This is a genomic window from Spirosoma profusum (assembly GCF_014699005.1).
Lineage (GTDB): Bacteria > Bacteroidota > Bacteroidia > Cytophagales > Spirosomataceae > Spirosoma > Spirosoma profusum.
Window position 1 is genome coordinate 36,009 of record NZ_JACWZY010000002.1, and the last position, 24,301, is coordinate 60,309.

The window sequence follows — 24,301 nt, forward strand, 5'->3', positions numbered from 1 at the left end:
GATTTTAAGATGCTTCGTTCCTCTGCATGACAAAAAAGAACTTGTATTCTATTTTTCACGTAGCAAATCCTGATAAAGCTGCCAATACGTAGCGGCAGCGATTTCCCAGCGGAATTTTGCGCTTTGTCCTTTCAATCGCTCCGGCATAGCTGGGTCGTTTCGATACGTTTCCATGCCTTTCTGATACGTATCAACAACTGCTGCTGCCTCGAATGAAGGAAAATAGAACGCTTCAGTACCGCCCACTTCGGGCAGGCTGGTTAAGGACGAACTGAAAACCGGTTTTCCAAACGCCATTGCTTCCACAACCGGAATCCCGAATCCTTCCATCAGCGACGGAAATACAAAAGCTTCGCAGTTCGCATAAAACCACCATTTCGTTGATTCATCAATGGCTCCCGGCATCATCAATCGGTCGGCAACGCCCAATTCGCGGGCTTGTTCCCAAATCTGCTGACTGTATTCTGGCTTGTCGGGACCGGCCAGCACCAGCCAAAGATTTGGATTGGCGGCCAGAATGGGGAGCATCGTATGTACGTTTTTGTACGACTGCAACATCCCTATGAAAAAAAGAAACGGTCCACTGGGTTTCACCGCCGGTTCGGCCATTTGCCGATCATCGGGAATATCGACGCCACAATAGATGGTACGTATCGGCGTGGTGGGTGCTACGTTCAGTCGTTGTGGTACGTCCTTTGCTACGTATTCCGAAATGGTCGTAATTACCTGTGCCTTACTGGCCATCGACTGATAGTGCTGCTTACGACGATCTTTACGCTGCTCCGAATATTGAGGGAGCGACAGGTAATTAAAATCGAGGATGGTGTACACAAACTTTGTGGCTCGTGTCGGATAAAAGCGCGTATCCTGATATGGGCAATGCCAGACATCGTATTTCCACCACCGCCAAACTCGTCCCCAACGAGTAGCGACTCGGTAATTCGCTATTGGCCCGAACGTGCCAACCTGATGCCGTTTGACCAGAAATGTAATGTCCCAATCGGCTGGCTTCTGGCGAACCAATTCCCGGCCCAGATGCAGACAAAGTTGCCCCAGGCCACTGTTGAGGTTTGCCATTCGTTCGGTATCCAGAAATAAACTGGGCATGGGCAACACAGAAGGTGAGCCCGCAAAATAGAGGAAAAAGGTCGCTTCTGGAAATACTCGTTATTCTTCGGACCCGAGCACCGCAAAAATCAGGTCTGATTCATAACCTTTGCTGAGCGCATAACGTACCAGTTTTTGCTTCACTACCAACGGATTATCGTCGTGGATGCTACGTCGTTTTCGGGCTAATAAGTCCGTCAGCGTGCTTTTATAGTCGTCAGAAGCGATTTCTTTCATGGCCTGTTCGAGGTTGTAGCCTGCGATACCACGCTGTTGAAGGTGTTGTTTGATTTTGCGCTTACCCCAGCCTTTCACGCGGAACTTACTTCCGGCGAAAGTTTTGGCAAATCGTTCTTCGTTTAAGTAGTTCTGCTCAATCAGGCTGGCAATTACCTCCTCAGCATCATCACCCCATACACCCCATTCTTTCAATCGGTCGCGCACTTCCTGCTGCGTGCGCTCCTGATACGCGCAAAACATGGCGGCTTTTCGAATCGCGTCTTTTACTACGTCTGTCATCGTATTGAAAGAACAAAAAAATGGGCCGAATTGCTTATTGATGCGCTTTTTTTGTAGAGAAATCAGGCTAACATTATTTACGTGGCTGATGCTGCATCAACGTATTGATGAGCGTTTCGACTTCCGATACAGGCATTTTCACAACTAGATGCTCATGACCTTTTCCGGCGTCATCCCAGCCGTTGGTGCCATCTTCTTTCAAGGTCAATCGGCCGGATTTTACGGTGTAGTATGGCTCGTAGCCGCGCACTCCAACCAATACGGCTGTCTGGTCCCAGCTCATTCGGCCGGCTTCGTCTTCTTTGGCTTTAGGCATAGAAATGGTAAATACGTCTTTAACCGGGCTGTGCTGAATATTTTTGTTTTGGGTAAGCGGCAGGCCCGTATGGATTTGCTTCCCAATTTCAAAACCGCTTAGCAAAACAGGCGTCGGCCAATCGGTGAAGACAATTTTTGAGGAAGGCGTGTCACGATGAACATTGTATTCGTGACCCGTTGGAAACGTACCGGCCATACTGACCAGTTGCCTCACTTTCTGACGGACTAATTCATTTCCAGATAGTTTAGAATATTGATCAGGTTTTGAATTGAGCAGATTAGCCAGATTAGTCAGAAAACCAACCGTAATGATCGTCACACTACGGTCGGGTTGTTTAGCCAGAAGCTGACGGTAGAGAGCGACGGCATCTGGTACGTCGTCGTTCGAACGTATCGCGTGGGGATAGCGGGCTGTGATGGTATCAGACCAGTGCTGCGTGTCTTTATCGCTAATAGCTTTCCCTTTCGGAACGCCAATGGGCAAGTTAGGACGTTTGAAATACGTATTAAGCACACTCAGCACCTGCGTTACTTTCGGATAGTTGGTGCTGGCAATCGTGGCTAAAATCCGGGCTTCACCGTTATCAGCAAAGGCGTGTAGTAACGTAATAGCGCCTACGTCGTCATAATCAGGTCCCATATCGGTATCGAAAATGACGGGAACAGTTACTTTTTTAGTGACCGGTTGTCCATATACTTGACCGGTTGTCACAATAAGTAGAAAGCAAATCCAAAATAGATACGTTCGGGCCATATGAATTACGAACTTTGCAGTTCGCGAATTACGGATTGTTTTCGCACGAATAGTACTCATCCCTAATAAAATTTACGTATGATCTCCCTGAAGTCGCTGACAACGCCACCCAATACTCAACTTCGTAATCTGGGCTGGGACTGGATGCTTGGTCAGGATACGTTGCCTTATCTGGCCAACGAAGTCGTGTTGGTTAGCCCTACCGAAGCCGATGCATACGCCGATGCCGCCAATGAACTATTCGATATGTACGTGGCTGCTGGTCAGTATATTATCGATAATAATCGTTTCTCGGAATTGGGTATTCCCGTCAATCTTATCGACCTTATCAAACTGTCGTGGGACGATGAACGGCATATTCATCTCTACGGTCGCTTCGATTTGGCGGGTGGCGTCGGTGGGCAAGGCGGTATCAAACTCATTGAATTTAACGCCGATACTGCTACATGTTTACCGGAGACGGCCGTGGTTCAGTATGCTCATTTGCGGGCCAACGGTCTGGATGAAAGCCACCAGTTCAACGCTATTTTTGAAACGTTGACGAGTCAGTTTGAGGAACTTCTGGCGCTTAATCCTGATCTGCAACCGACACTGCTCTTATCGGCCATGCGCGATTGCCCCGAAGACGATGCCAACGTAGCGTTATTGGGTGAAGCAGCTCGTGAAGCCGGCTTCGAAGTCGAGTTTGATTTTATTGATAGCGTCGAGTTTTCGGCAGATGAAGGAATTTTCTGGCAAAATCCCAAAAACGGGCAGTTCGAGAAACTCGATTTCTGGTTCAAACTGATTCCGTGGGAGTCGATTGCTGAAGAAGAACCCGAATTGCTACAAATCCTGACCGAAATTTCCAGGAAGCGGCTGGGGCTAATCCTGAATCCGGCTTATACGTTACTCTTTCAATCAAAATACATTTTGAAAGTACTGTGGGAGTTGTATCCGTACCATCCATTACTTCTGGAAACAGCCCTAAAGCCATTGCCGGGCAAACCTTGCGTTGAGAAAGTGATATTTGGGCGGGAAGGAGCCAATACGCGCATTTTAAATACGGATGGTTCTGAGCGTCAGGCCACCGAGGGAGAGTATGATACGTATCCCAAAATATACCAACACTACGTTGATTTTCCGCAAGACGCTACCGGAAATAGCTATCAGGCAGGTGTTTTCTACGCGGGTGAAGCCTGCGGACTTGGTTTTCGGCGTGGCGGGCTTATTCTGGATGATACGTCTGGTTTTGTTGGGCACCTTGTGGAGTAAAATCCAAATCAATACGTATTAAATCTGAGTTAATAATGCATATTTAGCACACACTGTTTAAACGTCGCTAGCAGGACGTATCAATACGCTGGGCTTGCCTTCGCAAACTATGAATAACCTTAGTCTTTACAGTCAAGCCCTGATTTACATTGCTGCCGGTACTAACCATTTTATTAATCCCAAAACGTATTTAAGTATTATGCCGCCCTACATTCCGGCTCACGCATTAATGGTGCAGTTGAGCGGTGTAGCGGAGGTAGTTTTGGGCATTGGGTTGTTATTTCCGCAAACGCGGTCGCTTGCTGCCTGGGGACTCATTCTGCTGCTGATTGCTGTTTTTCCGGCAAACATCTACATGGTCACCTCGAACCGGTTCCGAAAATTCCCGCTCTGGCTACGTTGGTTGAGGCTCCCCCTGCAAGCCGTGCTGATCTGGTGGGCTTATCAGTATACGTAGTGGGTGATACGTATTAAACGAAGCGAGGGACGTATGCCATTACTCAGAGCAATGGCATACGTCCCTCGCTTCGTTTAATACGTTGTTCAGGCAACCGGTTCGGCTTTAACCTCCTGCGCCTGAATAAGTTCTAAGTCAGGTTTCGATTGGTCGGCAACCGTTACGCGGCCGCGTTCTTTACGTACAATACGCGAGTACAGCGAGATTTCCTGATCGAACAGAAAGCGGAAGAACAACTTAACGTACGAAGTATGATACTTTAACGTATCATAATATTCAGGAGCCGAACTCTTGATCTGCGGTAATTTATTCCATGGAATCGACGGAAAATCGTGGTGTTCGTTGTGAAAACCTACGTTCAGATTCACGCCGTTTAGCTGACCATAATAGCTGTATGTTTCCTGCTCAGGATCGAGTGTTAAGTAATGCTCCTGAATCCAGCGGGCGCCCAGTGGGTGAAAACCAACTGAGAAAAATAGACAAAGCAGCAAAAACGCCAATGCTTTCCAGCCAAACAACGTAACGATCAAGGCATCGAACGCGAGTTGAACGATGATATTGGCGGCTACCCATTTATCAATTACGGCCAGTTCATGCATGCGGATGGTACGTATCGCCTGAAAAATAGGGAAGAACAGCAACCAGAGCGCTTTACCAATAGAATAATTATTGATGAGTTTCGCTTCGTACCAGTCGGGTAAATCAGCATCTAACTCATGTACGCCCTGAAACGCGTGGTGTTTGATGTGAAAATTCTTGAACGAAAGAGCCGTAGGCAGTACCGTTGGGAGATTCGCGAAAATGGCGGCCCAGGCATTAGCCGTAGGTTTCCGGAAAATCAGATTGTGGGCCGCTTCGTGAATACAAACGAACAACGTATGTGCTGGGAAAGCCCCAATGAGCCAGGCCGCTCCAACCACAATCCACCACGATTGATCGCGGACAAGCCACGCCATACCCACCATCATGGATACACAGCCCAGAATGACCCAGAATGTCGTTGGGTTCTTTTGACCAATTAATTGTTTGATTTCAGGGTGTGCTTTGAGAATCTGCCGGGTACGGACCCGATGCGGCTCGGAAACGTTCGAACGGACAAAATCAGTAACTTTTGCCATAGATGAGGTGTCGCCAACAAGTTCGGTGAAAAACGGACAGTAAAATTAACACAATTTTAGCTGGCAATTCTATGCTCTCTGCGGAAATTTATCTGATTTTAATCATATTTCCTTTCAAACAAGAAAGGCGAAGCTAATAAGCCCCGCCTTTACTGATTCAGGTTGATTCACTAAAAATTGAAATGGAACAGGAATGGGGGATTGGCTTTTACTATTAATAACCAATTGCAAATGAGTATCCTAGCGAGAGCGCCACGCCCCGATTGCGTACATTCACGTTTACTACCGGAACCTGAATTTGGCGGGTGAAACCGTGCGTATAACGACCTTCGACGAAGAATTTTCCGGGGCCAGCATCTACCGCTAAGCCTAATCCGCCAACCGCACTAAAATCCCAGCGATTCATCATTCCGCCATAGTTCACATCAATATCATATGGCTTAGTCGTGAACAGAGCCGAAGCGCGGGTTCGGATGCGGCCGTCGAGCGCGTAACTAACCGCCGGACCAAAGAGCAGATAAGGTTGAACAGGTCCGGAACTCATATTTATTTTAGCCAGTAAAGGCATTTCCAGATTCTGCGACTGGTAGGCGACGGTGGCACCGAGCGGTAAATTAAAACCCCCCAGATTGACGTCGAAGCCTTCTCTAATAGACACCCCTTTCTGAATATAGGCAATCTCAGGTCGGAATGATACGTAGTCACTTAAAGGAACTTCCAGAAAAAGAGCACCTGTTGGACCAACGGTTGAATGAAAATCGGGGGTAAGGCTGCCCAGAAAATCGGGTTTAGACGCGAAACCCCAGTTGGCACCACCCCGGACGCCGATTTGAACCTGAGCGTAGGAAATTTGGATAGAAAACAGGCCAACTAAAGCAATGACAGCGGCAAGCACAATTCGTTTCATGGTTTTGAAGGGAAAAATTGATGGTAAAAAATTAAACCTGAACTTGGTTGTGTAAACTGTCGGCGATAGGCGAAGAAGTTGTTTTGTTAACTGATTTCGATGGTTAGAGGGCGCTACGTTGAAAAGGATTAACTGCTCAGGAAAAATATTTTGAGACTATTTTCTGTATGACGTACTAAAACCCTGCAACATCATAAAATAGGGTTTAGAAATCAGGCACTTGTATTTTTTCTTGAAAACATTGCAGCGTCCTTTTAACTTTACCCTCTACCTACGACTTAACCTTGACGATGAAATATATAAAGCCAACCAAATTCAGCTACCTGCCAAAGTTTCTGATGCCGTTGGACATATTGGGCCTGTTTGAATGCGATCCTTTCGGTAGTTCGCTGTTAGTCAGGCGAATATTGATTTGCATTGTCGGCTGGTTGACCTACGCACGCTACACTGTAGTGAACCGGATTCAGATTGAAGGCACCGAAAATCTGGAAAATCTGCCCATCAACAACGTACTGTTTCTATCGAATCACCAGACGTATTTCGCGGATGTGATTGCGTTTTTCCAGATTTTTTGCGCGGTCAAATGGGGGTTTCAGAATACGATCGTACCACCTGTATATCTGTTCGGCCCACGTGCCCGGCAGTACTACGTTGCCGCTTCCGAAACTATGCAGAAGGGATTTGTACCCCGAGTTTTTGCGGCTGGTGGGGCTTTAACCATCGAGCGTTCGTGGCGGGCCGAAGGGCGTGAAGTGCAGCGGGGCGTCGATACGTCGGCCAACGATAAAATTAGCAAGGCATTAGCGCATGGTTGGGTGGTTAGTTTTCCGCAAGGTACTACTACGCCTTTCGCACCGATTCGCAAAGGAACAGGGCATCTTATTAAAAGCAATGAACCGATTGTAGTGCCGGTTGTCATTAATGGTTTTCGGCGGGCGTTTGACAAAAAAGGGCTACGTTTCAAGAAACGGAACACGCTCCTGACCGTCCAATTTAAAAAACCCATGTCTTATGGCCCGGAAGATAGCGTCGAAGATCTCGTAGCCCGCGTTCGGCACGCCATTGAGCAGGACCCACCAGAGTGGTCGCAAGAGCAGAATCAGTAACGTAGTAGTACGGCGTTCCGGCATCTGGCCGCAGGTCGAAAATGTTTAGAGCGAAATCTGCTTGCGGATGAGTCGTCCGCGCAACATAACATGAAAATCAGCCTATTCTTCATCTATTTTCTTTCGCTTACCGTTCTGGCTGTCAGTTGTAATAAAACAGCCAAAAGCGTAACGGAAAAGAATTTCACCAGGGTTGTTCTGGATACAAATCCATCAATAGAGCCTTTATCGCCGGAGGCCAGTATCAAAAAAATCCAATTGCCGCCGGGTTATCATGTCGAGTTGGTGGTTAGTGAACCGATGGTTCAGGAACCCGTAGCCATTGCCTGGGATGGAAATGGCCGAATGTACGTAGCGGAGATGAATACGTACATGAAAGACGCCAACGCAACGGGTGAGTATGAGCCGACAAGTCGAATTAAACGACTGGAAGATACCGATGGCGATGGCAAAATGGATAAATCGACCATTTTTATCGATAGCCTGATTCTGCCACGTACCATTTTGCCCATCGGCGATCAATTGCTGGTGACAGTGACCAATGTTCAGCACATCTGGAGTTATCGGGATACAAACGGCGATGGTAAAGCTGATGAGAAGAAAATCGTTTTTCAGAACGATGTTATCGACTCGCGCAATCTGGAACACCAGAACGGTGGTATGATCTGGAATCTGGATAACTGGATTTACCCTACCCGCGACAACCTGCGCTACAAATACAAAAATGGGAAACTGATTGCCGATACGTTGGTCGATAACATGATTGGACAGTGGGGTATGACCACCGATAATTACGGACGATTGTTCTATTCCGAAGCAGGACCGGGTCTTCCCGCCGTTCAGATTCAGCAAAATCCGAAGTATGGAGCTCTGAACTTTGCTGATCAATACACTGCTGAATTTACCCAACCCTGGCCCATTATCGGAAACGTCGATGCGCAGGGTGGACGCGAAGATTTACGGGCCGAAGACAATACGTTAAAAAAGTACACATCAGGTTGTGGGCAATCTATTTTCCGGGGAGATCGACTACCCGCCGATATGCAGGGGGATTATTTCATTCCTGAGCCTGTGGGACGTATCATTAAGCGGGGAAAAGTAATTAATCGCGACGGAAAGATTCTGATCGAAGATGCGTATAAACAGAAAGATTGGCTGGCATCGGCCGATATGAATTTCCGGCCAATCAATACATATACAGGGCCTGATGGCTGTTTTTACATTGTCGACATGTACCACGGCATTATTCAGGAAAGTGAGTGGACAAAGCCAGGCTCGTACCTGGGTAAAGTCATTCAGCAGAAAGGCTTGTATAAAAATCGCGGAATGGGACGTATCTATCGCGTCGTTCACGACGACTTTAAACCTGATGACAAGAAGCCAAATATGCTCAACGAGTCGAGCAGTCAGCTCGTTACGTATCTGGACCACCCGAACGGCTGGTGGCGCGACAATGCTCAATTATTGCTTGTGATACGTAACGACCAGAACGTAGTGACAGCACTAAAACAGATCGCAACTGGTGAAAAAGCATCGTTGACAAAAGCTCCCAGCCCACTAGCACGTATCCATGCACTGTGGACGCTGGAAGGTATGGATGCCATCGACAAACCAACGCTTTTTAAGGCGTTTACCGATAAGAATGCTGAAGTTCGAAAAGCGGCTGTCTGGATTAGCGAAGGTTTTCTAAAGAAAAATGATTCGGAGGTAACTGAGAAGCTGGCTACGTTAATGAATGACCCAAGCTCTGATGTCCGGATTCAACTGGCACTAACACTACGTAGCCATAAAACACCTCGAACATCGGAATTGGTAAAAACGCTGCTGGTCAACAATCCCAACAACGAACTCATGCAGTTTTCGTTTACCACGTTCACCGAATCACAGAAGATGCTGGCTGCCGAACGCGAACGTACCCGAAACCTGAGCCCCGCCGACCGCGCTTTGGTTACGCATGGAGCAACGATCTTTAAGCAACTATGCGCTACGTGCCATGGGCCCGATGGGAAAGGGGTGAAAGTGGCGGGAAATAGTCAAATGCCCGCACCACCGCTGGTTGGTTCGCCACGCGTTCGGGGCGATAAAACGCTGGTGATTCAGTTGCTGCTGAATGGCATGAAGGGCCCCATCGATGGCAAGACCTACACCGATTTGATGCCTGCGATGGGTAGCAACGATGACAAATGGATTGCGTCGGTATTGAGTTATATACGTAACAGCAGCGAACTAGGTAACAAAGCGTCGGTTGTTACGTCGAAGGAGGTTGCCGAAGTACGGGCCAATACGCCGGTTATGCCAGGCGGTATGACGCAGCAGGAACTGGAAATTTTCAAGCTGGGTCGTGCCGAACGTACCAACTGGAACAAACCCCGCTGATACGTAACAAAATCAGAACTTATGAAATCCTTTCTCGAAAAATATTTGCTGGCAGGTTTGCTCTTGTCAAACATAGCGAGTGCCTACGCGCAGGCTACTATGTATGCGAACCCGATTGGGATGGAGTTTGTGCTTATTCAACCCGGTAGCATGGTGGTGGGTCGTTTTCAGCCGCCGTACCCTAAACCACAAGCGGACGTAGCGTCAAAAAAGACTGGAGTTCAGTGGAACACAAAAGACTACGACCTGGCCGAAAAGATGGTAAAACAGGATGCTACGTCTGGCTTTACGGTTAAAATTACCCGGCCTTACTACATCGGCAAATTCGAGGTAACACAGGCACAATGGAAAAAAGTAATGGGAACGAACCTCGCTACGTTCCAGGGCGATAAGGTTAAAGACGAAGCTGATTTGCATCCGGTAGAACAGGTTACGTGGCAGGATACGCAGAAGTTTCTGGCTAAACTGAATGCGCTCGATAAAAGTCATCATTATCGCTTACCAACCGAGTTCGAGTGGGAGTATGCCGCCCGTGCCGGTGCTAACGATGATATTCCATGGAAAACTATTTGGGCGTCGGCGCAGATGGGTTCGACGACAACCGCTAAAGTTGGTCAGAAAACGCCGAATGCGTGGGGGCTTTACGATACGTTAGGTAACGTTTGGGAATGGGTGCAGGATTTTTACAATGAGAAACTTTTCGCCGATCCAAACCCACCACGTACTGGTAATCAGCACGTATTGAAAGGGGCTTCGTTTGTGGGTGATGTGAAAAATGCTACGTACATGGCTCATGCCGCCGGGCCGGGCAACGGCTGGGACGTTGGTTTTCGGGTTGTTATGGAAGTGAAGTGATTTGTAGTGAATATGTTCTTTCTTTTTGTCATTCTGAGGAACGAAGAATCTTAAAGTATCTTCACTCTCTCATCAGGATACTTTAAGATTCTTCGTTCCTCAGAATGACAAATGCACTTTCTTCATAAGAATTAAACGGTACGTTAGGCAGCTCTTTAATCATTAAAAATGCTCTTTCAAGTGATACGTATTATTCTGCTACTATTGCTAATTGCCAATCTGGCTTATGCGCAGGTCGGCAAAATCCCAGCTGGATTTACACCAATTTTTAATAATAAAGACCTGAAAGGCTGGCACACGAGCCGTACCTCACATCAGGGAACGACCGGCAATTTCTACGTAGAAAAGGGCGTCATTACGTTGAAGCAACGACCTTATGGACAAGGTGGTGTTTTACTGACCGATAAGAAATACGGCAATTTTGAACTCTATCTCGAAGCCAAAATTGATTCGTTCTGTAACGGAGGTATTTTTCTGCGATCTACCGAAAGCGGCATGGCCTACCAGGTAGAACTGGCTACGCCTGGCGGACTCGGCGATCTGCTTGGCGAGCGCATGAATGTAAGCAAGGGCGCAAAAGCCACCCACATCGCCAAGGTTTGGAAAGCGAACGACTGGAACGCCTTTCGTATTCGCATGGAAGGCGATATTCCACGCATTAGTCTGTGGGTCAACGATGAGCTGATGTGGGACGTAACGGAACCCGTCAATGATTTTATCGCGGGTGCTACGTCGGGGATGATTGGTCTACAGGCGCACTGGTCGGCGGTTTATTCAGAAGCAGCCCAATCCTTCGATATGTCTGGTTCCTGGAAACCCGATGCGGCCCACCGCTTTCGGAATATTGCTATAAAAGAATTGTAACGGGGCTAGCGTTACAGCAGCCAGCGGAAGAAAATATAGAGCGTAAACGAGAGCAGAACCGAGACGGGCAGTGTGAGTACCCAGGCCAGTGCAATGTTACGTATAGTAGATGCCTGTAGGTTTTTTACACCTTTGCTAGCCACCATGCTTCCGGCGATACCCGACGACAGTACGTGTGTGGTACTGACCGGCAGTTTGAGCCAGGAAGCAAAGCCAATCATGGTAGCGGCAACTAATTCGGCTGAAGCTCCCTGCGCGTAAGTTAGGTGTTGTTTCCCAATTTTTTCACCAACCGTTACTACAATCCGACGCCAGCCGATCATGGTTCCCAGCCCCAGCGAAAGCGCAATCATCAGGATAACCCAGAAAGGTGCATAATCCGTGAACCGACGGAGTCCACTTTCTTCGCCCAGACTTTTGTTCAGCACCGCCATCTGGTTCGGACTAACATTAGCGCCTTCGTCTGACGTAATTTTTTTCATATTACTGCCGATTAGCAGCAAATCTTTCCGAACATCCAGTCGCTTTTCGTTTGGAATTTTATTATCAACCAATGGTGCGTTGATGAGTGCTTTTAATTCGCTCAATTCATTACGTGTCTGTACAAGCCGCTCCCGGTTAGCGGGAGAGAGCTGGCTTGAATCTAACGTAGCAATTGTCTGTTCGATACCGATGATATTTGGCTGCATCAAACGAGGATCGAGATCTGATTTTACGGCGAAATGATACGGAACAATTCCGATCAAAATCAGCATAATCAGCCCAACCCCTTTCTGACCGTCGTTGCTACCGTGAAAAAAACTCACCAGCGAACAGGTTACAATCAGAATGCCACGAATCCAGGCAGGAGGCTCACTGTTCTTCTTCGGCTCCTTAAAAAGTTGGTCTTTTACGTCGTTTGGTACTGAGCGACGTAGTATAAACATCAGTACAATAGCCAGACTGAAACCGAGCAGGGGCGATAACAATAGCGCTTCCCCCGTTTCGATAGCTTTATCCCAGTTAACAGCGGCTCCGGTCGTGTTTTCCGGCAACGTCGAGAAAGCCAGCCCGACACCCAGAATAGAACCAATCAGCGTGTGCGAGCTTGAACTTGGAATTCCGAAATACCACGTACCGAGGTTCCAGATGATGGCACTTAGCAACAGGGCTAATACCATTGCTACGCTATGATATACGTTCTGATCGACGAGTAATTCGACCGGCAGAAGGTTCACAATTCCCATCGCCACGCCGATGCCTCCCAACAAAACCCCCGTGAAATTGCAAATCCCCGACCAAACTACGGCGACGGTCGGTTTTAACGAATTGGTATAGATAACAGTGGCGACTGCATTGGCCGTGTCGTGGAAACCATTAACAAATTCGAAAGCACAGGCAGCAAAAAGGCTGATGAAGAGGAGGATAAAAACATCCGTTTCTAATCCAAACATACGTGGGATATCTTCTATAAACAGACAAACGGTGGGTCCGTAAGCCAATGATTGCCACAAAAGTACGTCAAACTAATCAGAGCAGTATTACGAAATTGTTAACACGCATTACGTATCTGATGCAACGTAACAGTAGAGCCCGTTTCTGAAAAGCACTACGTAGTGCTTTGGGCCGCCTTATCTTTTCCGGCCAGTTGCCCACAGGCTGCGTCGATATCTTTACCTCGGCTCCGGCGCACATTGACTGTTACGCCTTTGCTATCCAGAAATCCGGCAAATTTATCGAGTGTCTGCGGGTCTGTATTTTTAAAATTGGCTTCGGCAATCGGATTGTATTCGATGATGTTGATCTTGGCTGGTACGCGCTTCGTGAATTTCCAGAGTTCCTGTGCGTCCTGCAACGTATCGTTGAAATTGTAGAAAAGAATATACTCGAACGTAACGCGGGTGCCAGTCTTCTTATAGAAATAATTCAGTGCATCACCCAACGCCTGCAACGTATTGCTTTCATTGATGGGCATAATCTGGTCGCGTTTTACGTCATTGGCCGCGTGTAGTGACAATGCCAGATTGAATTTCACCGCATCGTCGCCAAGCTGACGTATCATTTTGGCAATACCCGCCGTCGATACCGTAATACGTTTCGGCGACATTCCCAGTCCAGCGGGCGACGTAATGCGGTCGACGGATTCCAGTACGTTCTTGTAGTTCAGCAGAGGTTCGCCCATGCCCATGTAGACGATATTGGACAATGGTACGTCGTAGTTTTGCTTAGCCTGCCGGTCAATGGCGACTACCTGATCATAAATTTCGGCCGCATCCAGATTCCGTTTCCGGTCCATATAACCCGTAGCACAGAACTTACAGGTAAGCGAGCAACCCACCTGACTTGATACGCAGGCCGTCATCCGATCCTGGTCATCGTTACGTAGCGCCGGAATCAGGACACCCTCCACCAGATTGCCATCAAAAAGCCGGAACGACGATTTAATCGTGCCATCGCTGCTACGTTGCTCCTGATTAACTGTCAGTGGCCGGATTTCGAAATGGGTTTTCAGCAGTTCACGCGTCGGCATCGACAGATTGGTCATCTGGTCGAATGATACGGCCGATTTCTTCCAGAGCCATTCCTGAATCTGTTTCGCGCGAAAGCCCTGCTCACCGTGTTGCGCGAGCCAATCTTTCAGTTGAGTTGGTGTTAGTTTGCGGATGTCCTCCATGTTTAAAGAGCGAAAGAGTGAATGAGGGAAAGAGTGAAAGGCTAACGCAAGCTATTTCTGCGCTCATTCACTCATTCACTCGTTCGCTCTTTAATTTTCTGCCCGCCACTTTTTGCCTGCATCCAGTCCTTTAGGTACCCAGACAGCTGCCTTATCCATAACTTTCGGCGCGATGGGCCGGATATAGGGATAAAGAAAAGCGTTTTCGGCGTAACGTGGCGGTATGATTACGTTCATATAGCTGAACAACCAAAGGATAACACTAATTCCAAAGACCCAGGTAAACAGGCCGACGATGGCACCCGCTACGCTATCGAAGGTGCCCAGCATAGTGTACTTCAACGACCGTCGAAGCATCGAACCTATCTGATTCACCATAATCACCGTTGGGAAGAAGATTATCGAAAACCCCAGCACGGGCAGCACCTTCCGCGCCAGCTCTCGGCTGATGTATGGACTCAGCAGTTCGATACCAAACGCCAGAAACTTAAACCCGACAATCATGGCCACTCCAAACGCAATAATTGCCACGATCTCCACCAGAAGACCTTTGCGGTATCCATTAAATGCCCCCCAGGCGAGGGGAATCAGCATGAGTAAGTCGAGGGTGTTCAAATTTTAAAGAGTGAAACAGTGAAAGAGCGAAAGAGTGATTTAGCCTTTACACTCTTTCGCTCTTTCACTCATTGTAATAATTGCTTCACCATCGCGGAAATGGCTTTCCCTTCGGCCTGGCCAGCTAGTTCTTTAGTGGCGGCACCCATTACTTTGCCCATATCCGACGGGGCGGATGCACCCACACGAGCGATGATAGCCTGTAATTTTGCTTTGAGTTCGTCTTCTGACAATTGCTTGGGCAGATACTGTTCAATAATGGCGATTTCGGCTTCTTCAACGGCCAGCAAATCAGCGCGGTTTTGTTGGCGATAAATGTCGGCTGAGTCTTTCCGTTGTTTTACGGCCTTGCTCAGAATACGTGTTTCGTCTTCGGGTTTGAGGTCGCCGTGTTGGCCTTCTTTGGTTTCTTCGAGCAGAATCATCGACTTAACGGCACGTAACGCCCGCAATTTGTCCTGATCTTTAGCTAGCATTGCCTGCTTAATATCGGCGTCAATTTGTTGTTTTAGAGACATGATTAAAGAGCAAAAAAGTGAATGAGTGAAAGAGCGATTACAAAACGTGAACCTTCACTATTTCGGCAAAGTTACAAAACTGACAGTGCTATTCGCTCATTCATTCTTTCGCTCATTCGCTCTTTAAAATATGACTCGCTTATCTGTCAATATCAATAAAATCGCTACGATACGTAATGCTCGTGGTGGTAATAACCCAAATTTGGTACAAGTCGCCCTTGATTGCGAACGCTTTGGAGCACAGGGCATCACTGTGCATCCCCGGCCCGACGAACGGCATATCCGTTACCAAGACGTATTGGATTTGAAAGACGTAGTAACTACAGAGTTCAATATCGAAGGAAATCCGGATGAGCGATTTATTGAACTGGTCAAACGGGTTAAGCCTGAGCAGGTTACGCTGGTACCCGATGCGCCCGACGCTGTTACGTCGAATGCGGGCTGGGATACGATACGTTACGCCGATCATCTTCGTCAGTTGGTCGATACGTTCAAATCCGATGGTATTCGGGTATCCATTTTTGTGGATGCGGACGAGAAAATGGTTGAAGGTGCCAAAGCGGTTGGCACCGACCGGATTGAACTATATACAGAACCCTATGCCGCTCACTACGTTACCGACCGGGATGCCGCTGTAGCGCCGTTTGTACGAGCTGCTAAAATGGCTAATGAACTGGGAATAGAATTGAATGCGGGCCACGATTTGAGTCTGGAGAATTTACGCTTTTTTGACGAACAGGTGCCGGGCTTGAAAGAAGTTTCGATTGGCCACGCGCTAATTTGTGATGCGCTATATTACGGGCTGGATAATACGATTCAGATGTATTTGAGGTGTCTGAACCGAACATCGGCCCGGCAGGATTGATCAGATTTTTGGATTGGCTGGATTTTGTTATTGTGCCAGTGGGGTTTTGCGATAAATGGAACGTAACGATAATGATAAATTGCCGATCTGAACATTATCTTCGATTGAACGGTAATCCGCGTCGAGCCATTGAGCGGGCTGGTCTGTGCGCGAATAAATGCGGACAAATACTTCTTCCTGGCTGACAAAAAGAATGTGCTTTAAGGATGGGATTAGCCGATACTGGTCGAGTTTATCCGATTGGTCGTAAGCTTTTGTACTCTTCGACAGTACTTCGACCACAATTTCTGGATTTTTGATCTGGCCGGTTGAAAGTCGTCGGCTTGGTAACTGAGCGTATTCCGGAGAACCCTTAATGACAGATAGATCTGCGTTAAAATCAGCCTTACCTTCTTCAATGCAGATTTTCACATTACTACCTAATACACGATAGTCAGGCTGATTTTCAAGGAGAAAATAAAATAATGCCCCTAATTGAATAACTAATTGTTCGTGCAAAACGGTTGCCTGACTCATAGAAATAAGTTCACCATCAAAATACTCAATATTGTAGGGAACAACTTCTGCTAATTCCAGATAGTCTTCCCAGGTTGCCGGTATACGAATGATCTCGGGCGCTTCGTCGCGCTCCTGAAGTGTCATTGGAATTTTGGGGGCAACTGCTTCCATGATTCAGAGGATATTTGTGGCTGTAAATATACTTATTTCTTTTTTGAGGCACTCATTCGACGTATCACTTCACGTTTTGGAAAACCCAAATGCCAGACGGCAAATGCTACGTCCTGTTTACCAAAACAGGCTTCGCAGATGGGGTTTTCTGGTGCAATCGGTACGTTATAAACAAACAACGTATCATTGATTTTCTGGATGTTAGACGGGGCAATCTGCTTCTGTTTGGCACTATAAAGATAAGCATCCAGAATTTCACGTTCTTTTGGATTGAGTGCTACGTTACGTATATCGGCAGGGCCCAGCAGGCGAATATCAAGCACGTAACGATTGGCGATGGCTTTGGTACGTGGCAGGTTTTGCAATTGGCAGAACTGGGCACGTTTGGCAGGGTCGGTTGTTTGCTGAAGTTGCTCGGCCAATTCTTTTTGAATAACAGCCGTAACTTTTTCGCCCAAATTATCCACCGTTTCTACTACGTCGACGTCGGTGATACGTTTAATCTTCGAGTCGGCCATCTCCCGCTTCAGTTCGGTGGTATATTTTACACGGTCGGGTCCGCAGCCGAATAAAAAAGTAAACAGGAATAAATAGCTCAACAGCAGACGACTCATAGACAGGAACTTGGTGTACTTAAAATATGTCATTTGTAGAAGAAACAGGAACCTCAGCCGCTTGGTTGCATATAGAGTCGGACTGCCCGGATTTTCGTAATTTTGTCTTTTAATGTATTCACTTCTCGTTTTATTTCGGTAATCGAAATAAGACTAAAAATCATAAAACATGCTTGACCAGTTAGAAGCCATTCGTGAACGCTTCAACGAAGTATCTCAGCAGATTGTCCAGCCCGAGGTCGTGGCCGACCAGAAGCGATTTATGAAGCTGAGTAAAGAATATAAAGATTTAGAAAAAATAGTTACTCAGTATCAGGCTTATACGCAACTGCTCGAAGAAATCGAGAATGCGAAACAGATCATTGCGACCGAAAAAGATGAAGATTTTCGGGAAATGGCCAAAGCCGAACTAGATGAACTATTGCCCCGCCGGGAAGCGCTGGAAGAAGTACTCAAAGAGATGCTGATGCCGAAAGATCCGAACGACAGTAAAAACGTCATTCTTGAAATCAGGGGGGGCACTGGGGGCGATGAAGCCGCCATTTTCGCAGGCGATATATTTCGAATGTATCAGCGTTTCTGCGAGAAAATGGGCTGGCGCATGTCGCTGGTCGATTATACCGAAGGCACGTCGGGCGGCTACAAGGAAATTGTGACTGAGATCGAAGGCGAAGATGTTTACGGCAAACTGAAGTTTGAATCGGGCGTGCATCGCGTACAGCGCGTACCTGCTACCGAAACCCAGGGACGTATTCATACCTCAGCCGCCAGCGTAGCCGTGTTGCCCGAAGCTGAAGAAGTCGACGTAGAGATAAACATGAACGACATTCGGAAAGATACGTTCTGTTCGTCGGGCGCGGGTGGCCAGTCGGTAAACACTACGTATTCGGCGGTACGTCTGACCCATATACCAACAGGGCTGGTGGTGCAGTGTCAGGATGAACGTTCGCAGTTGAAAAACTTCGACAAGGCGCTGACCGTGCTACGTTCCCGCTTGTACGAAATAGAGTTACAGAAGCACAATGAAGCCATCGCGTCGCAACGTAAAACGATGGTTGGTAGTGGCGACCGTTCGGATAAGATTCGCACTTACAATTACCCTCAAAGCCGCGTTACCGACCACCGAATTGGTCTTACGGTTTATAATCTTCCATCTGTTATGGACGGTGATATCGGTGATTTCATCGAACAGCTACGTATCGCCGAAAACGCCGAGCGTCTGAAAGAAGGCGCTACGGCGTAGACACTACGTGGATTACTATTTGTATGAATAAACTGCCCATTTTTCCTTTCCTGATACTGCTTGTCTGTCTTTCTTCAAAAGCGCAGGTAATCACTGATTCGCTCTTGATTGAAGGACACTACCGCGTATTTCATTACAATATACCCTCCAAATCGCTACGTCAGCCCAGTCTGATTTTTGTTATGCACGGGTCAGGTGGCGATGGGCTAGGCATGATGAAGTCGACCGGAAAAATGGAGCAACAGGCTGGTACTGATAATGCACTGATTGTTTATCCCAGCGGTTATAAACGCTATTGGAACGAGTGCCGGAAGGCGTCTCCTGCACAGGCCAATCTGGAAAACATCAATGAACAGGCATTTTTCGAAGGCATGATTCAGTATTTCAAAAAGCGGTATCAGATCAACTCAGAACACGTATTTGCGGTCGGTACGTCGGGTGGCGGGCATATGGCCTATAAACTGGCGCTTACTATGCCGGGAGCGTTCAGAGCTGTCACGGCTATTATCGCGAACCTGCCTGATACAACGAATCTGGATTGCGTACCTTCCGGTAAAGCGGTGCCGATTATGATTATCAACGGTACCGAAGATCGCACTAATCCGTATAATGGTGGACCTGTTATTCTGGGTCAAAATATGACTATGGGCGAAGTACGTTCTACCGACCGTACGCTGGCTTATTGGGCTGAACTGGCTCGTTATCAGGGAAAACCCACAATGGAAAAGTTACCCGATACCGATCCGAACGATGGGAAAACCATTGAGCGCTACGTTTACCAGGAGAAAGGAAAACCTGAAATTGTTCTGCTGAAGGTAATTGGCGGTAAACATGACTACCCGAATGATATAGATGTTCATCAGGAAGCATTGTCATTTTTCATGCGACAGATTCATCGCAATTGATAGCTTCTAACTGCAACCATTTGATTGCTACGTACCTATTGCAAATAGCCTACCACATAGACTTCACTCAAAATGGACTCTTTTGGCAGCGATTGCACAAACGTAATAGCTTCTTCGCGAGGCTTAAGCACCCGGCCACTACCTTCTAATACAAAGATAACCGGAAGCACATACTTACCAGCGTATATCGGTTTTTGGGCAGGGAGTTGGCTCATGATACGTTTGGTTTCCTCCTTGAAAGAGGTATCCACATTGTCTGGATTTAAAACTGAAATATCTGCTACTTTGCCAAGGTCATCAATCTTGAACTCAATGTATGCTTTGGCTACCTTTTCTGCTTGTCGGGCGGATTGTGGGTAACGCAATGATTTTGCCATAAGCTGCAGAAAATCAGAATCTTTGGTTAATGAACTTTTGGTTGCTTGTCCATGAGTTAGGGTAATAGTCATCAGAAGCATCCCTAGATAGGCGAATAGCGTTTTCATAAAGGGTTGAATTTAGAAGTTGAAAGAGTTCGTCTAATGAAGATGCATCTTCATGACATAATCCATAATTTCTTTCTATTTTCTGTCATATAATTTTCAGAATGTTGCTAAATGCAGAAACCGGCGCCTTCCTTTAGCGGAAAGCGCCGGTTTCGTGTTTACTAGTAATTGATTATCCGTTGATGTTATCGGAGGTCAGTTTGGCACCCAGATATTCGCGGTTAAGTCGGGCAATATGATCGAGCGAAATAGATTTTGGGCATTCAACGGAACAAGCGCCTGTAAACGAACAGGCTCCAAAGCCTTCGGCATCCATCTGCGCCACCATGCGCTCGGCCCGTTCTTTATGCTCAGCCTGACCTTGCGGCAGAATCGCCAGTTGCGATACTTTAGCGGCCACAAACAACATGGCTGATGCGTTTTTGCAGGCCGCTACGCAGGCTCCACAACCGATGCAGGCTGCAGCATCCATCGCTTCATCGGCAATGGTACGTGGGATCAGGATTTCGTTGGCATCGCGGGCAGAACCTGTGTTCACCGATACGTAACCCCCCGATTGAATAATCCGGTCGAAGGCGAGTCGGTCAACCATCAAATCTTTAATGACGGGGAATGACCGCGCCCGCCAGGGTTCAACCACAATCGTATCGCCGTCGTTGAACGACCGCATATGCAACTGGCACGTAGTAGCGCCCGTTTGCGGACCGTGTGGCCGCCCGTTGATATACATTGAACACGTACCGCAGATACCTTCGCGACAGTCGTGGTCGAAGGCAACGGGTTCTTCGCCTTTGCGGGTCAGCGAATCGTTCAATACGTCGAACATTTCCAGAAAAGACATATCCTCCGATACGTTATCCAGTTGATATTCAACCAGCTTTCCTGCCGTATTAATATTTTTCTGTCTCCAGACTTTCAGTGTAATTTTCATCCTACAAAAAGTTGTAAGGTTATACTGTTGTAGAGTTATAAGGTTTTAGGGTTATAAGGTCATAAAGTTGTAGGGTTCCAGAGTGAGTTGCCCACGTAACACTTTATAACGCTATAACTTTACAGCCATACAACTTTATACCTTATTTATAACTCCGCTGTGTCAGTTTCACGTTTTCAAATATGAGTGCCTCTTTGTTGAGGAGTTCGGGGTTTCCTTCTCCCTGATACTCCCAAGCGGCTGCGTAGGCGTAATTGGCGTCATCGCGAAGGGCTTCGCCGTCGGGTGTCTGGTATTCCTCGCGGAAGTGACCGCCACACGATTCGTTCCGGTTGAGGGCATCGTCAACCATCAGTTCGCCCAGTTCAATGAAATCCGCCACGCGAGAAGCTTGTTCCAGTGCCTGATTCATTTCATCGGCGTCGCCCAGTACTTTGGCATTGGTCCAGAACTCCTTACGTAGCGCCTGAATTTTTTCCTTGGCGATTTTTAAGCCTTCGGCCGTCCGCGACATACCACAGTATTCCCACATGATATGCCCTAATTCTTTATGCAAATCATCAACTGGACGCTGCCCTTTGATGGACATCAGTTTCTTGATCTGCTCCTGAATCTTCTGCTCGGTTTCCTTAAACGCAGGTGAATCGACGGGGATTTTATCGCCAGGGCCAATGGTAGCCAGGTAATCGCCAATAGTATACGGAATTACGAAATACCCATCAGCAAGGCCCTGCATCAGTGCCGATGCCCCAAGCCGGTTAGCGCCGTGGTCGGAGAAGTTTGCTTCACCAAGCGCGTATAAACCAGGAATGGTTGTCATGAGGTTGTAATCGACCCAGAGGCCTCCCATCGTATAGTGAACCGCCGGGTAAATCATCATCGGTACCTCATATGGGTTTTCGCCGGTGATTTTTTCGTACATCTCGAACAGGTTACCGTATTTGGCTTCGATCGTTTTTTGCCCATCACGCTTGATAGCATCGGCAAAATCCAGATAAACAGCCAATCCCGTTTTGGCGACCCCACGCCCTTCATCACACATGTTTTTCGCATTTCTGGATGCTACGTCACGTGGCACGAGGTTCCCAAAGGATGGGTACCGACGTTCGAGGAAATAGTCACGCTTATCCTCAGAAAGATCATTGGGGCTCATCTGCCCTTTCCGAATTTTCTCTGCGTCTTCTTTGGTCTTAGGTACCCATACCCGCCCATCGTTACGTAGTGATTCTGACATCAACGTCAGTTTCGACTGGTAATGACCCGATACCGGAATGCAGGTTGGGTGAATCTGCGTGAAGCAGGGATTGCCAAATACAGCACCTTTTTTGTGTGCCCGCCAGGCAGCCGTTACGTTACAGCCCATGGCATTGGTCGACAGGTAAAATACGTTACCATAACCACCTGTACAAAGTAGCACAGCGTGGGCCGAATGCGATTCAATTTTCCCCGTAATCAGGTTTCGGGTAACGATACCACGTGCTTTACCACCTTCCACGACGAGATCGAGCATTTCGGTACGTGTAAACAGCTTTACTTTCCCGTTTGCCACCTGACGGCTCAGCGCCGAATAGGCACCTAGCAACAGTTGTTGGCCGGTCTGGCCACGGGCGTAGAATGTACGCGACACCTGCGATCCACCAAACGAGCGGTTAGCCAGTAAGCCGCCGTACTCGCGTGCGAAGGGAACGCCCTGCGCTACGCATTGGTCAATGATATTGACACTCACTTCGGCCAGTCGATGCACGTTGCCTTCACGCGCGCGGTAATCGCCACCTTTGATGGTATCGTAGAACAGCCGAAATACGCTGTCACCATCGTTCTGGTAGTTTTTGGCAGCATTAATACCCCCCTGCGCAGCAATCGAGTGTGCCCGTCGAGGACTATCCTGATAACAGAATGCCTTTACGTTATAGCCTAATTCGGCCAGCGATGCGGCAGCCGATGCACCGGCCAGACCCGTACCAACTACAATAATTTCGTACTTACGTTTATTGGCTGGGTTAACAAGTTTCAGCGCAAACTTATGCCGTGCCCATTTTTCGGCTAGAGGGCCTTCGGGGATTTTAGATTCCAGTTTCATGCTTTAAAGAGCGAAAGACTGAAAGAGCGAAAGAGCGAAATCGGACTGCCGAAGCAGAGTAACTCACTATCAAAGAAGTGAATTTTTGACGTAAACTATCCGCCATTCACTCTTTCGCTCTTTCACTCTTTAAATAATATGGTGAACCTGTAAATACACATAAATAGGCATGGCTGCGAAGGCCGCCGGAATGATAATGGCAAAGAAATATTTACCCAGAAACTCAATGATGGGCGTGTATTTTTTGTGCCGCAGACCTAACGTCTGAAAACCACTCTGGAAACCATGCCACAGGTGATAGCCGATAGCTACCATGCAGATGACGTAAAGGATAACGTACCACAATTCGCCAAAAGCCACCTGCACAACAGCATACAAATCTTTGTACTCTTTGCCGTCGTACTCCGCCATCGGAACTGAACCGAAGTGCATCTCGTACCAGAACGTCCGCATGTGAATGATGATGAACAGCAATAAGACTGTACCCAGAATACCCATGTTGCGCGATGCCCAAGCGCTATTCGCTTCGGGTTTGCTGTAGGCATACTTTATGGGTCGCGAGGCCTGATTGTGGCGCGTCAGAATGAAAGCCATCAGCGCGTGAACCAGGATAGAGGTGTAGAGCACATACGAAATGGTCATGATCAGCGGATTGTGCGTCATGAAATACGTATACTCGTTGAAAGCCCGACCGCCATCGCCTTTAAATAACTGGAGATTGCCGGCCATATGAATAATCAAAAATGAACAGAGAAATAACCCCGTCAGCGACATAATGACCTTTCTGCCGAGGGAGCTTGATAGAGTTTGTGTTACCCAAGCCATAGGATGAACGACACGTAATTTTAGTGGTAAACGATTGAAAAAAAGCCGGTTTGAACGGCGCATCAAAACTAAAGCACAAACCCGATGGAAACAAGATTAAGCACCTTTATCCGCAGGTTTACTGCTTATTTACAGTCGGTATAAATTAGACTAAATAGAATGAGTGATGACGTAACGGAATGTTGGGGTATATGGTTGTGTTAATGGAATTATCTTGCCAACGTAGCGGCCATATCCTTACAAAGCCAATCTGAGACGTAGCA

Annotated in this window: 24 protein-coding genes; 9 read left to right on the top strand and 15 right to left on the bottom strand. The window is 47.5% G+C overall.

Annotation, left to right across the window (positions count from 1 at the left end; genetic code table 11):
* Positions 1-48: 48 nt before the first annotated feature.
* From IC229_RS02565 to IC229_RS02575, 3 genes are all read right to left on the bottom strand, one after another.
* Positions 49-1,107 carry a glycosyltransferase family 4 protein gene (locus tag IC229_RS02565; RefSeq protein WP_190885366.1) on the bottom strand — a complete coding sequence of 353 codons (1,059 nt, stop codon included), beginning with the start codon at positions 1,105-1,107 and terminating at the stop codon, positions 49-51.
* A gap of 60 nt (positions 1,108-1,167) precedes the next feature.
* A complete protein-coding gene (locus tag IC229_RS02570; protein ID WP_190885367.1) occupies positions 1,168-1,626 on the bottom strand; it encodes a regulatory protein RecX in 459 nt (152 codons plus the stop codon).
* A 73-nt stretch (positions 1,627-1,699) separates the two neighbouring features.
* A complete protein-coding gene (locus IC229_RS02575) occupies positions 1,700-2,656 on the bottom strand; it encodes a nucleoside hydrolase (RefSeq protein ID WP_394355915.1) in 957 nt (318 codons plus the stop codon).
* 120 nt (positions 2,657-2,776) lie between these two features.
* Here IC229_RS02575 and IC229_RS02580 point away from each other — a divergent pair, with 120 nt between their 5' ends.
* Positions 2,777-3,952 carry a glutathionylspermidine synthase family protein gene (locus IC229_RS02580; protein WP_190885368.1) on the top strand — a complete coding sequence of 392 codons (1,176 nt, stop codon included), beginning with the start codon at positions 2,777-2,779 and terminating at the stop codon, positions 3,950-3,952.
* Between the two features lie 109 nt (positions 3,953-4,061).
* A complete protein-coding gene (locus IC229_RS02585) occupies positions 4,062-4,409 on the top strand; it encodes a DoxX family protein (RefSeq protein ID WP_190885369.1) in 348 nt (115 codons plus the stop codon).
* Between the two features lie 86 nt (positions 4,410-4,495).
* On the opposite strand, the gene IC229_RS02590 is transcribed toward IC229_RS02585, so the two are convergent.
* Together IC229_RS02590 and IC229_RS02595 are read right to left on the bottom strand one after the other, a co-directional pair.
* On the bottom strand, positions 4,496-5,527 hold the full coding sequence (locus IC229_RS02590) for a fatty acid desaturase (RefSeq protein ID WP_190885370.1): 1,032 nt from the start codon (positions 5,525-5,527) through the stop codon (positions 4,496-4,498).
* A 214-nt stretch (positions 5,528-5,741) separates the two neighbouring features.
* A complete protein-coding gene (locus tag IC229_RS02595) occupies positions 5,742-6,434 on the bottom strand; it encodes a porin family protein (RefSeq protein ID WP_190885371.1) in 693 nt (230 codons plus the stop codon).
* Positions 6,435-6,724: 290 nt separating this feature from the next.
* On the opposite strand from IC229_RS02595, the gene IC229_RS02600 reads away from it, so the two are divergent.
* The 4 genes from IC229_RS02600 to IC229_RS02615 all read left to right on the top strand — a co-directional run bounded on the left by IC229_RS02600 (position 6,725) and on the right by IC229_RS02615 (position 11,635).
* A complete protein-coding gene (locus tag IC229_RS02600) occupies positions 6,725-7,540 on the top strand; it encodes a lysophospholipid acyltransferase family protein (RefSeq protein ID WP_190885372.1) in 816 nt (271 codons plus the stop codon).
* Between the two features lie 90 nt (positions 7,541-7,630).
* Positions 7,631-9,916, top strand: coding sequence for a DUF7133 domain-containing protein (locus tag IC229_RS02605; RefSeq protein WP_190885373.1), 2,286 nt, complete (start codon positions 7,631-7,633; stop codon positions 9,914-9,916).
* A gap of 21 nt (positions 9,917-9,937) precedes the next feature.
* The gene (locus IC229_RS02610; RefSeq protein WP_223833828.1) at positions 9,938-10,771 is read left to right on the top strand and encodes a formylglycine-generating enzyme family protein; all 834 of its coding nucleotides are present in this window, start codon (positions 9,938-9,940) and stop codon (positions 10,769-10,771) included.
* Positions 10,772-10,939: 168 nt separating this feature from the next.
* A complete protein-coding gene (locus tag IC229_RS02615) occupies positions 10,940-11,635 on the top strand; it encodes a 3-keto-disaccharide hydrolase (RefSeq protein WP_190885374.1) in 696 nt (231 codons plus the stop codon).
* Between the two features lie 11 nt (positions 11,636-11,646).
* On the opposite strand, the gene IC229_RS02620 is transcribed toward IC229_RS02615, so the two are convergent.
* The 4 genes from IC229_RS02620 to IC229_RS02635 form a co-directional block, all read right to left on the bottom strand.
* Positions 11,647-13,068: an inorganic phosphate transporter gene (locus tag IC229_RS02620; RefSeq protein WP_190885762.1), complete on the bottom strand. Its 1,422-nt coding sequence runs from the start codon at positions 13,066-13,068 to the stop codon at positions 11,647-11,649.
* Between the two features lie 155 nt (positions 13,069-13,223).
* On the bottom strand, positions 13,224-14,288 hold the full coding sequence (gene rlmN, locus IC229_RS02625; protein WP_190885375.1) for a 23S rRNA (adenine(2503)-C(2))-methyltransferase RlmN: 1,065 nt from the start codon (positions 14,286-14,288) through the stop codon (positions 13,224-13,226).
* A gap of 90 nt (positions 14,289-14,378) precedes the next feature.
* Positions 14,379-14,882, bottom strand: coding sequence for a CvpA family protein (locus IC229_RS02630; protein WP_190885376.1), 504 nt, complete (start codon positions 14,880-14,882; stop codon positions 14,379-14,381).
* Positions 14,883-14,971: 89 nt separating this feature from the next.
* Positions 14,972-15,421 (bottom strand): GatB/YqeY domain-containing protein, encoded by a 450-nt coding sequence (locus tag IC229_RS02635; protein WP_190885377.1) that lies wholly within the window; start codon positions 15,419-15,421, stop codon positions 14,972-14,974.
* A gap of 130 nt (positions 15,422-15,551) precedes the next feature.
* On the opposite strand from IC229_RS02635, the gene IC229_RS02640 reads away from it, so the two are divergent.
* Positions 15,552-16,286 (top strand): pyridoxine 5'-phosphate synthase, encoded by a 735-nt coding sequence (locus IC229_RS02640; protein WP_190885378.1) that lies wholly within the window; start codon positions 15,552-15,554, stop codon positions 16,284-16,286.
* Positions 16,287-16,313: 27 nt separating this feature from the next.
* Here IC229_RS02640 and IC229_RS02645 read toward each other — a convergent pair whose 3' ends face one another.
* Entirely contained in the window at positions 16,314-16,955 is a 642-nt protein-coding gene (locus IC229_RS02645) for a Uma2 family endonuclease (protein ID WP_190885379.1), read from the bottom strand.
* 32 nt (positions 16,956-16,987) lie between these two features.
* Positions 16,988-17,602 (bottom strand): hypothetical protein, encoded by a 615-nt coding sequence (locus tag IC229_RS02650; protein ID WP_223833829.1) that lies wholly within the window; start codon positions 17,600-17,602, stop codon positions 16,988-16,990.
* A 136-nt stretch (positions 17,603-17,738) separates the two neighbouring features.
* Here IC229_RS02650 and prfA point away from each other — a divergent pair, with 136 nt between their 5' ends.
* Together prfA and IC229_RS02660 are read left to right on the top strand one after the other, a co-directional pair.
* Positions 17,739-18,812 (top strand): peptide chain release factor 1, encoded by a 1,074-nt coding sequence (prfA, locus tag IC229_RS02655; protein ID WP_190885380.1) that lies wholly within the window; start codon positions 17,739-17,741, stop codon positions 18,810-18,812.
* Positions 18,813-18,835: 23 nt separating this feature from the next.
* Entirely contained in the window at positions 18,836-19,717 is an 882-nt protein-coding gene (locus IC229_RS02660; protein WP_190885381.1) for an alpha/beta hydrolase family esterase, read from the top strand.
* A 35-nt stretch (positions 19,718-19,752) separates the two neighbouring features.
* Here IC229_RS02660 and IC229_RS02665 read toward each other — a convergent pair whose 3' ends face one another.
* The 4 genes from IC229_RS02665 to IC229_RS02680 all read right to left on the bottom strand — a co-directional run bounded on the left by IC229_RS02665 (position 19,753) and on the right by IC229_RS02680 (position 24,038).
* On the bottom strand, positions 19,753-20,202 hold the full coding sequence (locus IC229_RS02665; protein WP_190885382.1) for an energy transducer TonB: 450 nt from the start codon (positions 20,200-20,202) through the stop codon (positions 19,753-19,755).
* A 172-nt stretch (positions 20,203-20,374) separates the two neighbouring features.
* Positions 20,375-21,133 carry a succinate dehydrogenase/fumarate reductase iron-sulfur subunit gene (locus IC229_RS02670; protein ID WP_190885383.1) on the bottom strand — a complete coding sequence of 253 codons (759 nt, stop codon included), beginning with the start codon at positions 21,131-21,133 and terminating at the stop codon, positions 20,375-20,377.
* Between the two features lie 142 nt (positions 21,134-21,275).
* Entirely contained in the window at positions 21,276-23,213 is a 1,938-nt protein-coding gene (locus IC229_RS02675) for a fumarate reductase/succinate dehydrogenase flavoprotein subunit (RefSeq protein WP_190885384.1), read from the bottom strand.
* Between the two features lie 129 nt (positions 23,214-23,342).
* A complete protein-coding gene (locus IC229_RS02680; RefSeq protein ID WP_190885385.1) occupies positions 23,343-24,038 on the bottom strand; it encodes a succinate dehydrogenase cytochrome b subunit in 696 nt (231 codons plus the stop codon).
* Between the last annotated feature and the right edge of the window lie 263 nt (positions 24,039-24,301).

What these genes read in the sequence shown, in the direction of transcription:
- IC229_RS02585 (WP_190885369.1), top strand. Translation starts at nt 4,062, where the DNA reads ATGAATAACCTTAGTCTTTACAGTCAAGCCCTGATTTACATTGCTGCC.
- IC229_RS02640 (WP_190885378.1), top strand. Translation starts at nt 15,552, where the DNA reads ATGACTCGCTTATCTGTCAATATCAATAAAATCGCTACGATACGTAAT.
- IC229_RS02650 (WP_223833829.1), bottom strand. Translation starts at nt 17,602, where the DNA reads ATGACATATTTTAAGTACACCAAGTTCCTGTCTATGAGTCGTCTGCTG.
- IC229_RS02595 (WP_190885371.1), bottom strand. Translation starts at nt 6,434, where the DNA reads ATGAAACGAATTGTGCTTGCCGCTGTCATTGCTTTAGTTGGCCTGTTT.
- IC229_RS02630 (WP_190885376.1), bottom strand. Translation starts at nt 14,882, where the DNA reads ATGCTGATTCCCCTCGCCTGGGGGGCATTTAATGGATACCGCAAAGGT.
- IC229_RS02605 (WP_190885373.1), top strand. Translation starts at nt 7,631, where the DNA reads ATGAAAATCAGCCTATTCTTCATCTATTTTCTTTCGCTTACCGTTCTG.
- IC229_RS02565 (WP_190885366.1), bottom strand. Translation starts at nt 1,107, where the DNA reads ATGCCCAGTTTATTTCTGGATACCGAACGAATGGCAAACCTCAACAGT.
- IC229_RS02610 (WP_223833828.1), top strand. Translation starts at nt 9,938, where the DNA reads ATGAAATCCTTTCTCGAAAAATATTTGCTGGCAGGTTTGCTCTTGTCA.
- IC229_RS02580 (WP_190885368.1), top strand. Translation starts at nt 2,777, where the DNA reads ATGATCTCCCTGAAGTCGCTGACAACGCCACCCAATACTCAACTTCGT.
- IC229_RS02665 (WP_190885382.1), bottom strand. Translation starts at nt 20,202, where the DNA reads ATGAAAACGCTATTCGCCTATCTAGGGATGCTTCTGATGACTATTACC.
- IC229_RS02635 (WP_190885377.1), bottom strand. Translation starts at nt 15,421, where the DNA reads ATGTCTCTAAAACAACAAATTGACGCCGATATTAAGCAGGCAATGCTA.
- IC229_RS02590 (WP_190885370.1), bottom strand. Translation starts at nt 5,527, where the DNA reads ATGGCAAAAGTTACTGATTTTGTCCGTTCGAACGTTTCCGAGCCGCAT.
- IC229_RS02680 (WP_190885385.1), bottom strand. Translation starts at nt 24,038, where the DNA reads ATGGCTTGGGTAACACAAACTCTATCAAGCTCCCTCGGCAGAAAGGTC.
- IC229_RS02670 (WP_190885383.1), bottom strand. Translation starts at nt 21,133, where the DNA reads ATGAAAATTACACTGAAAGTCTGGAGACAGAAAAATATTAATACGGCA.
- IC229_RS02645 (WP_190885379.1), bottom strand. Translation starts at nt 16,955, where the DNA reads ATGGAAGCAGTTGCCCCCAAAATTCCAATGACACTTCAGGAGCGCGAC.
- IC229_RS02675 (WP_190885384.1), bottom strand. Translation starts at nt 23,213, where the DNA reads ATGAAACTGGAATCTAAAATCCCCGAAGGCCCTCTAGCCGAAAAATGG.
- IC229_RS02570 (WP_190885367.1), bottom strand. Translation starts at nt 1,626, where the DNA reads ATGACAGACGTAGTAAAAGACGCGATTCGAAAAGCCGCCATGTTTTGC.
- IC229_RS02615 (WP_190885374.1), top strand. Translation starts at nt 10,940, where the DNA reads ATGCTCTTTCAAGTGATACGTATTATTCTGCTACTATTGCTAATTGCC.
- rlmN (WP_190885375.1), bottom strand. Translation starts at nt 14,288, where the DNA reads ATGGAGGACATCCGCAAACTAACACCAACTCAACTGAAAGATTGGCTC.
- prfA (WP_190885380.1), top strand. Translation starts at nt 17,739, where the DNA reads ATGCTTGACCAGTTAGAAGCCATTCGTGAACGCTTCAACGAAGTATCT.
- IC229_RS02600 (WP_190885372.1), top strand. Translation starts at nt 6,725, where the DNA reads ATGAAATATATAAAGCCAACCAAATTCAGCTACCTGCCAAAGTTTCTG.
- IC229_RS02620 (WP_190885762.1), bottom strand. Translation starts at nt 13,068, where the DNA reads ATGTTTGGATTAGAAACGGATGTTTTTATCCTCCTCTTCATCAGCCTT.
- IC229_RS02660 (WP_190885381.1), top strand. Translation starts at nt 18,836, where the DNA reads ATGAATAAACTGCCCATTTTTCCTTTCCTGATACTGCTTGTCTGTCTT.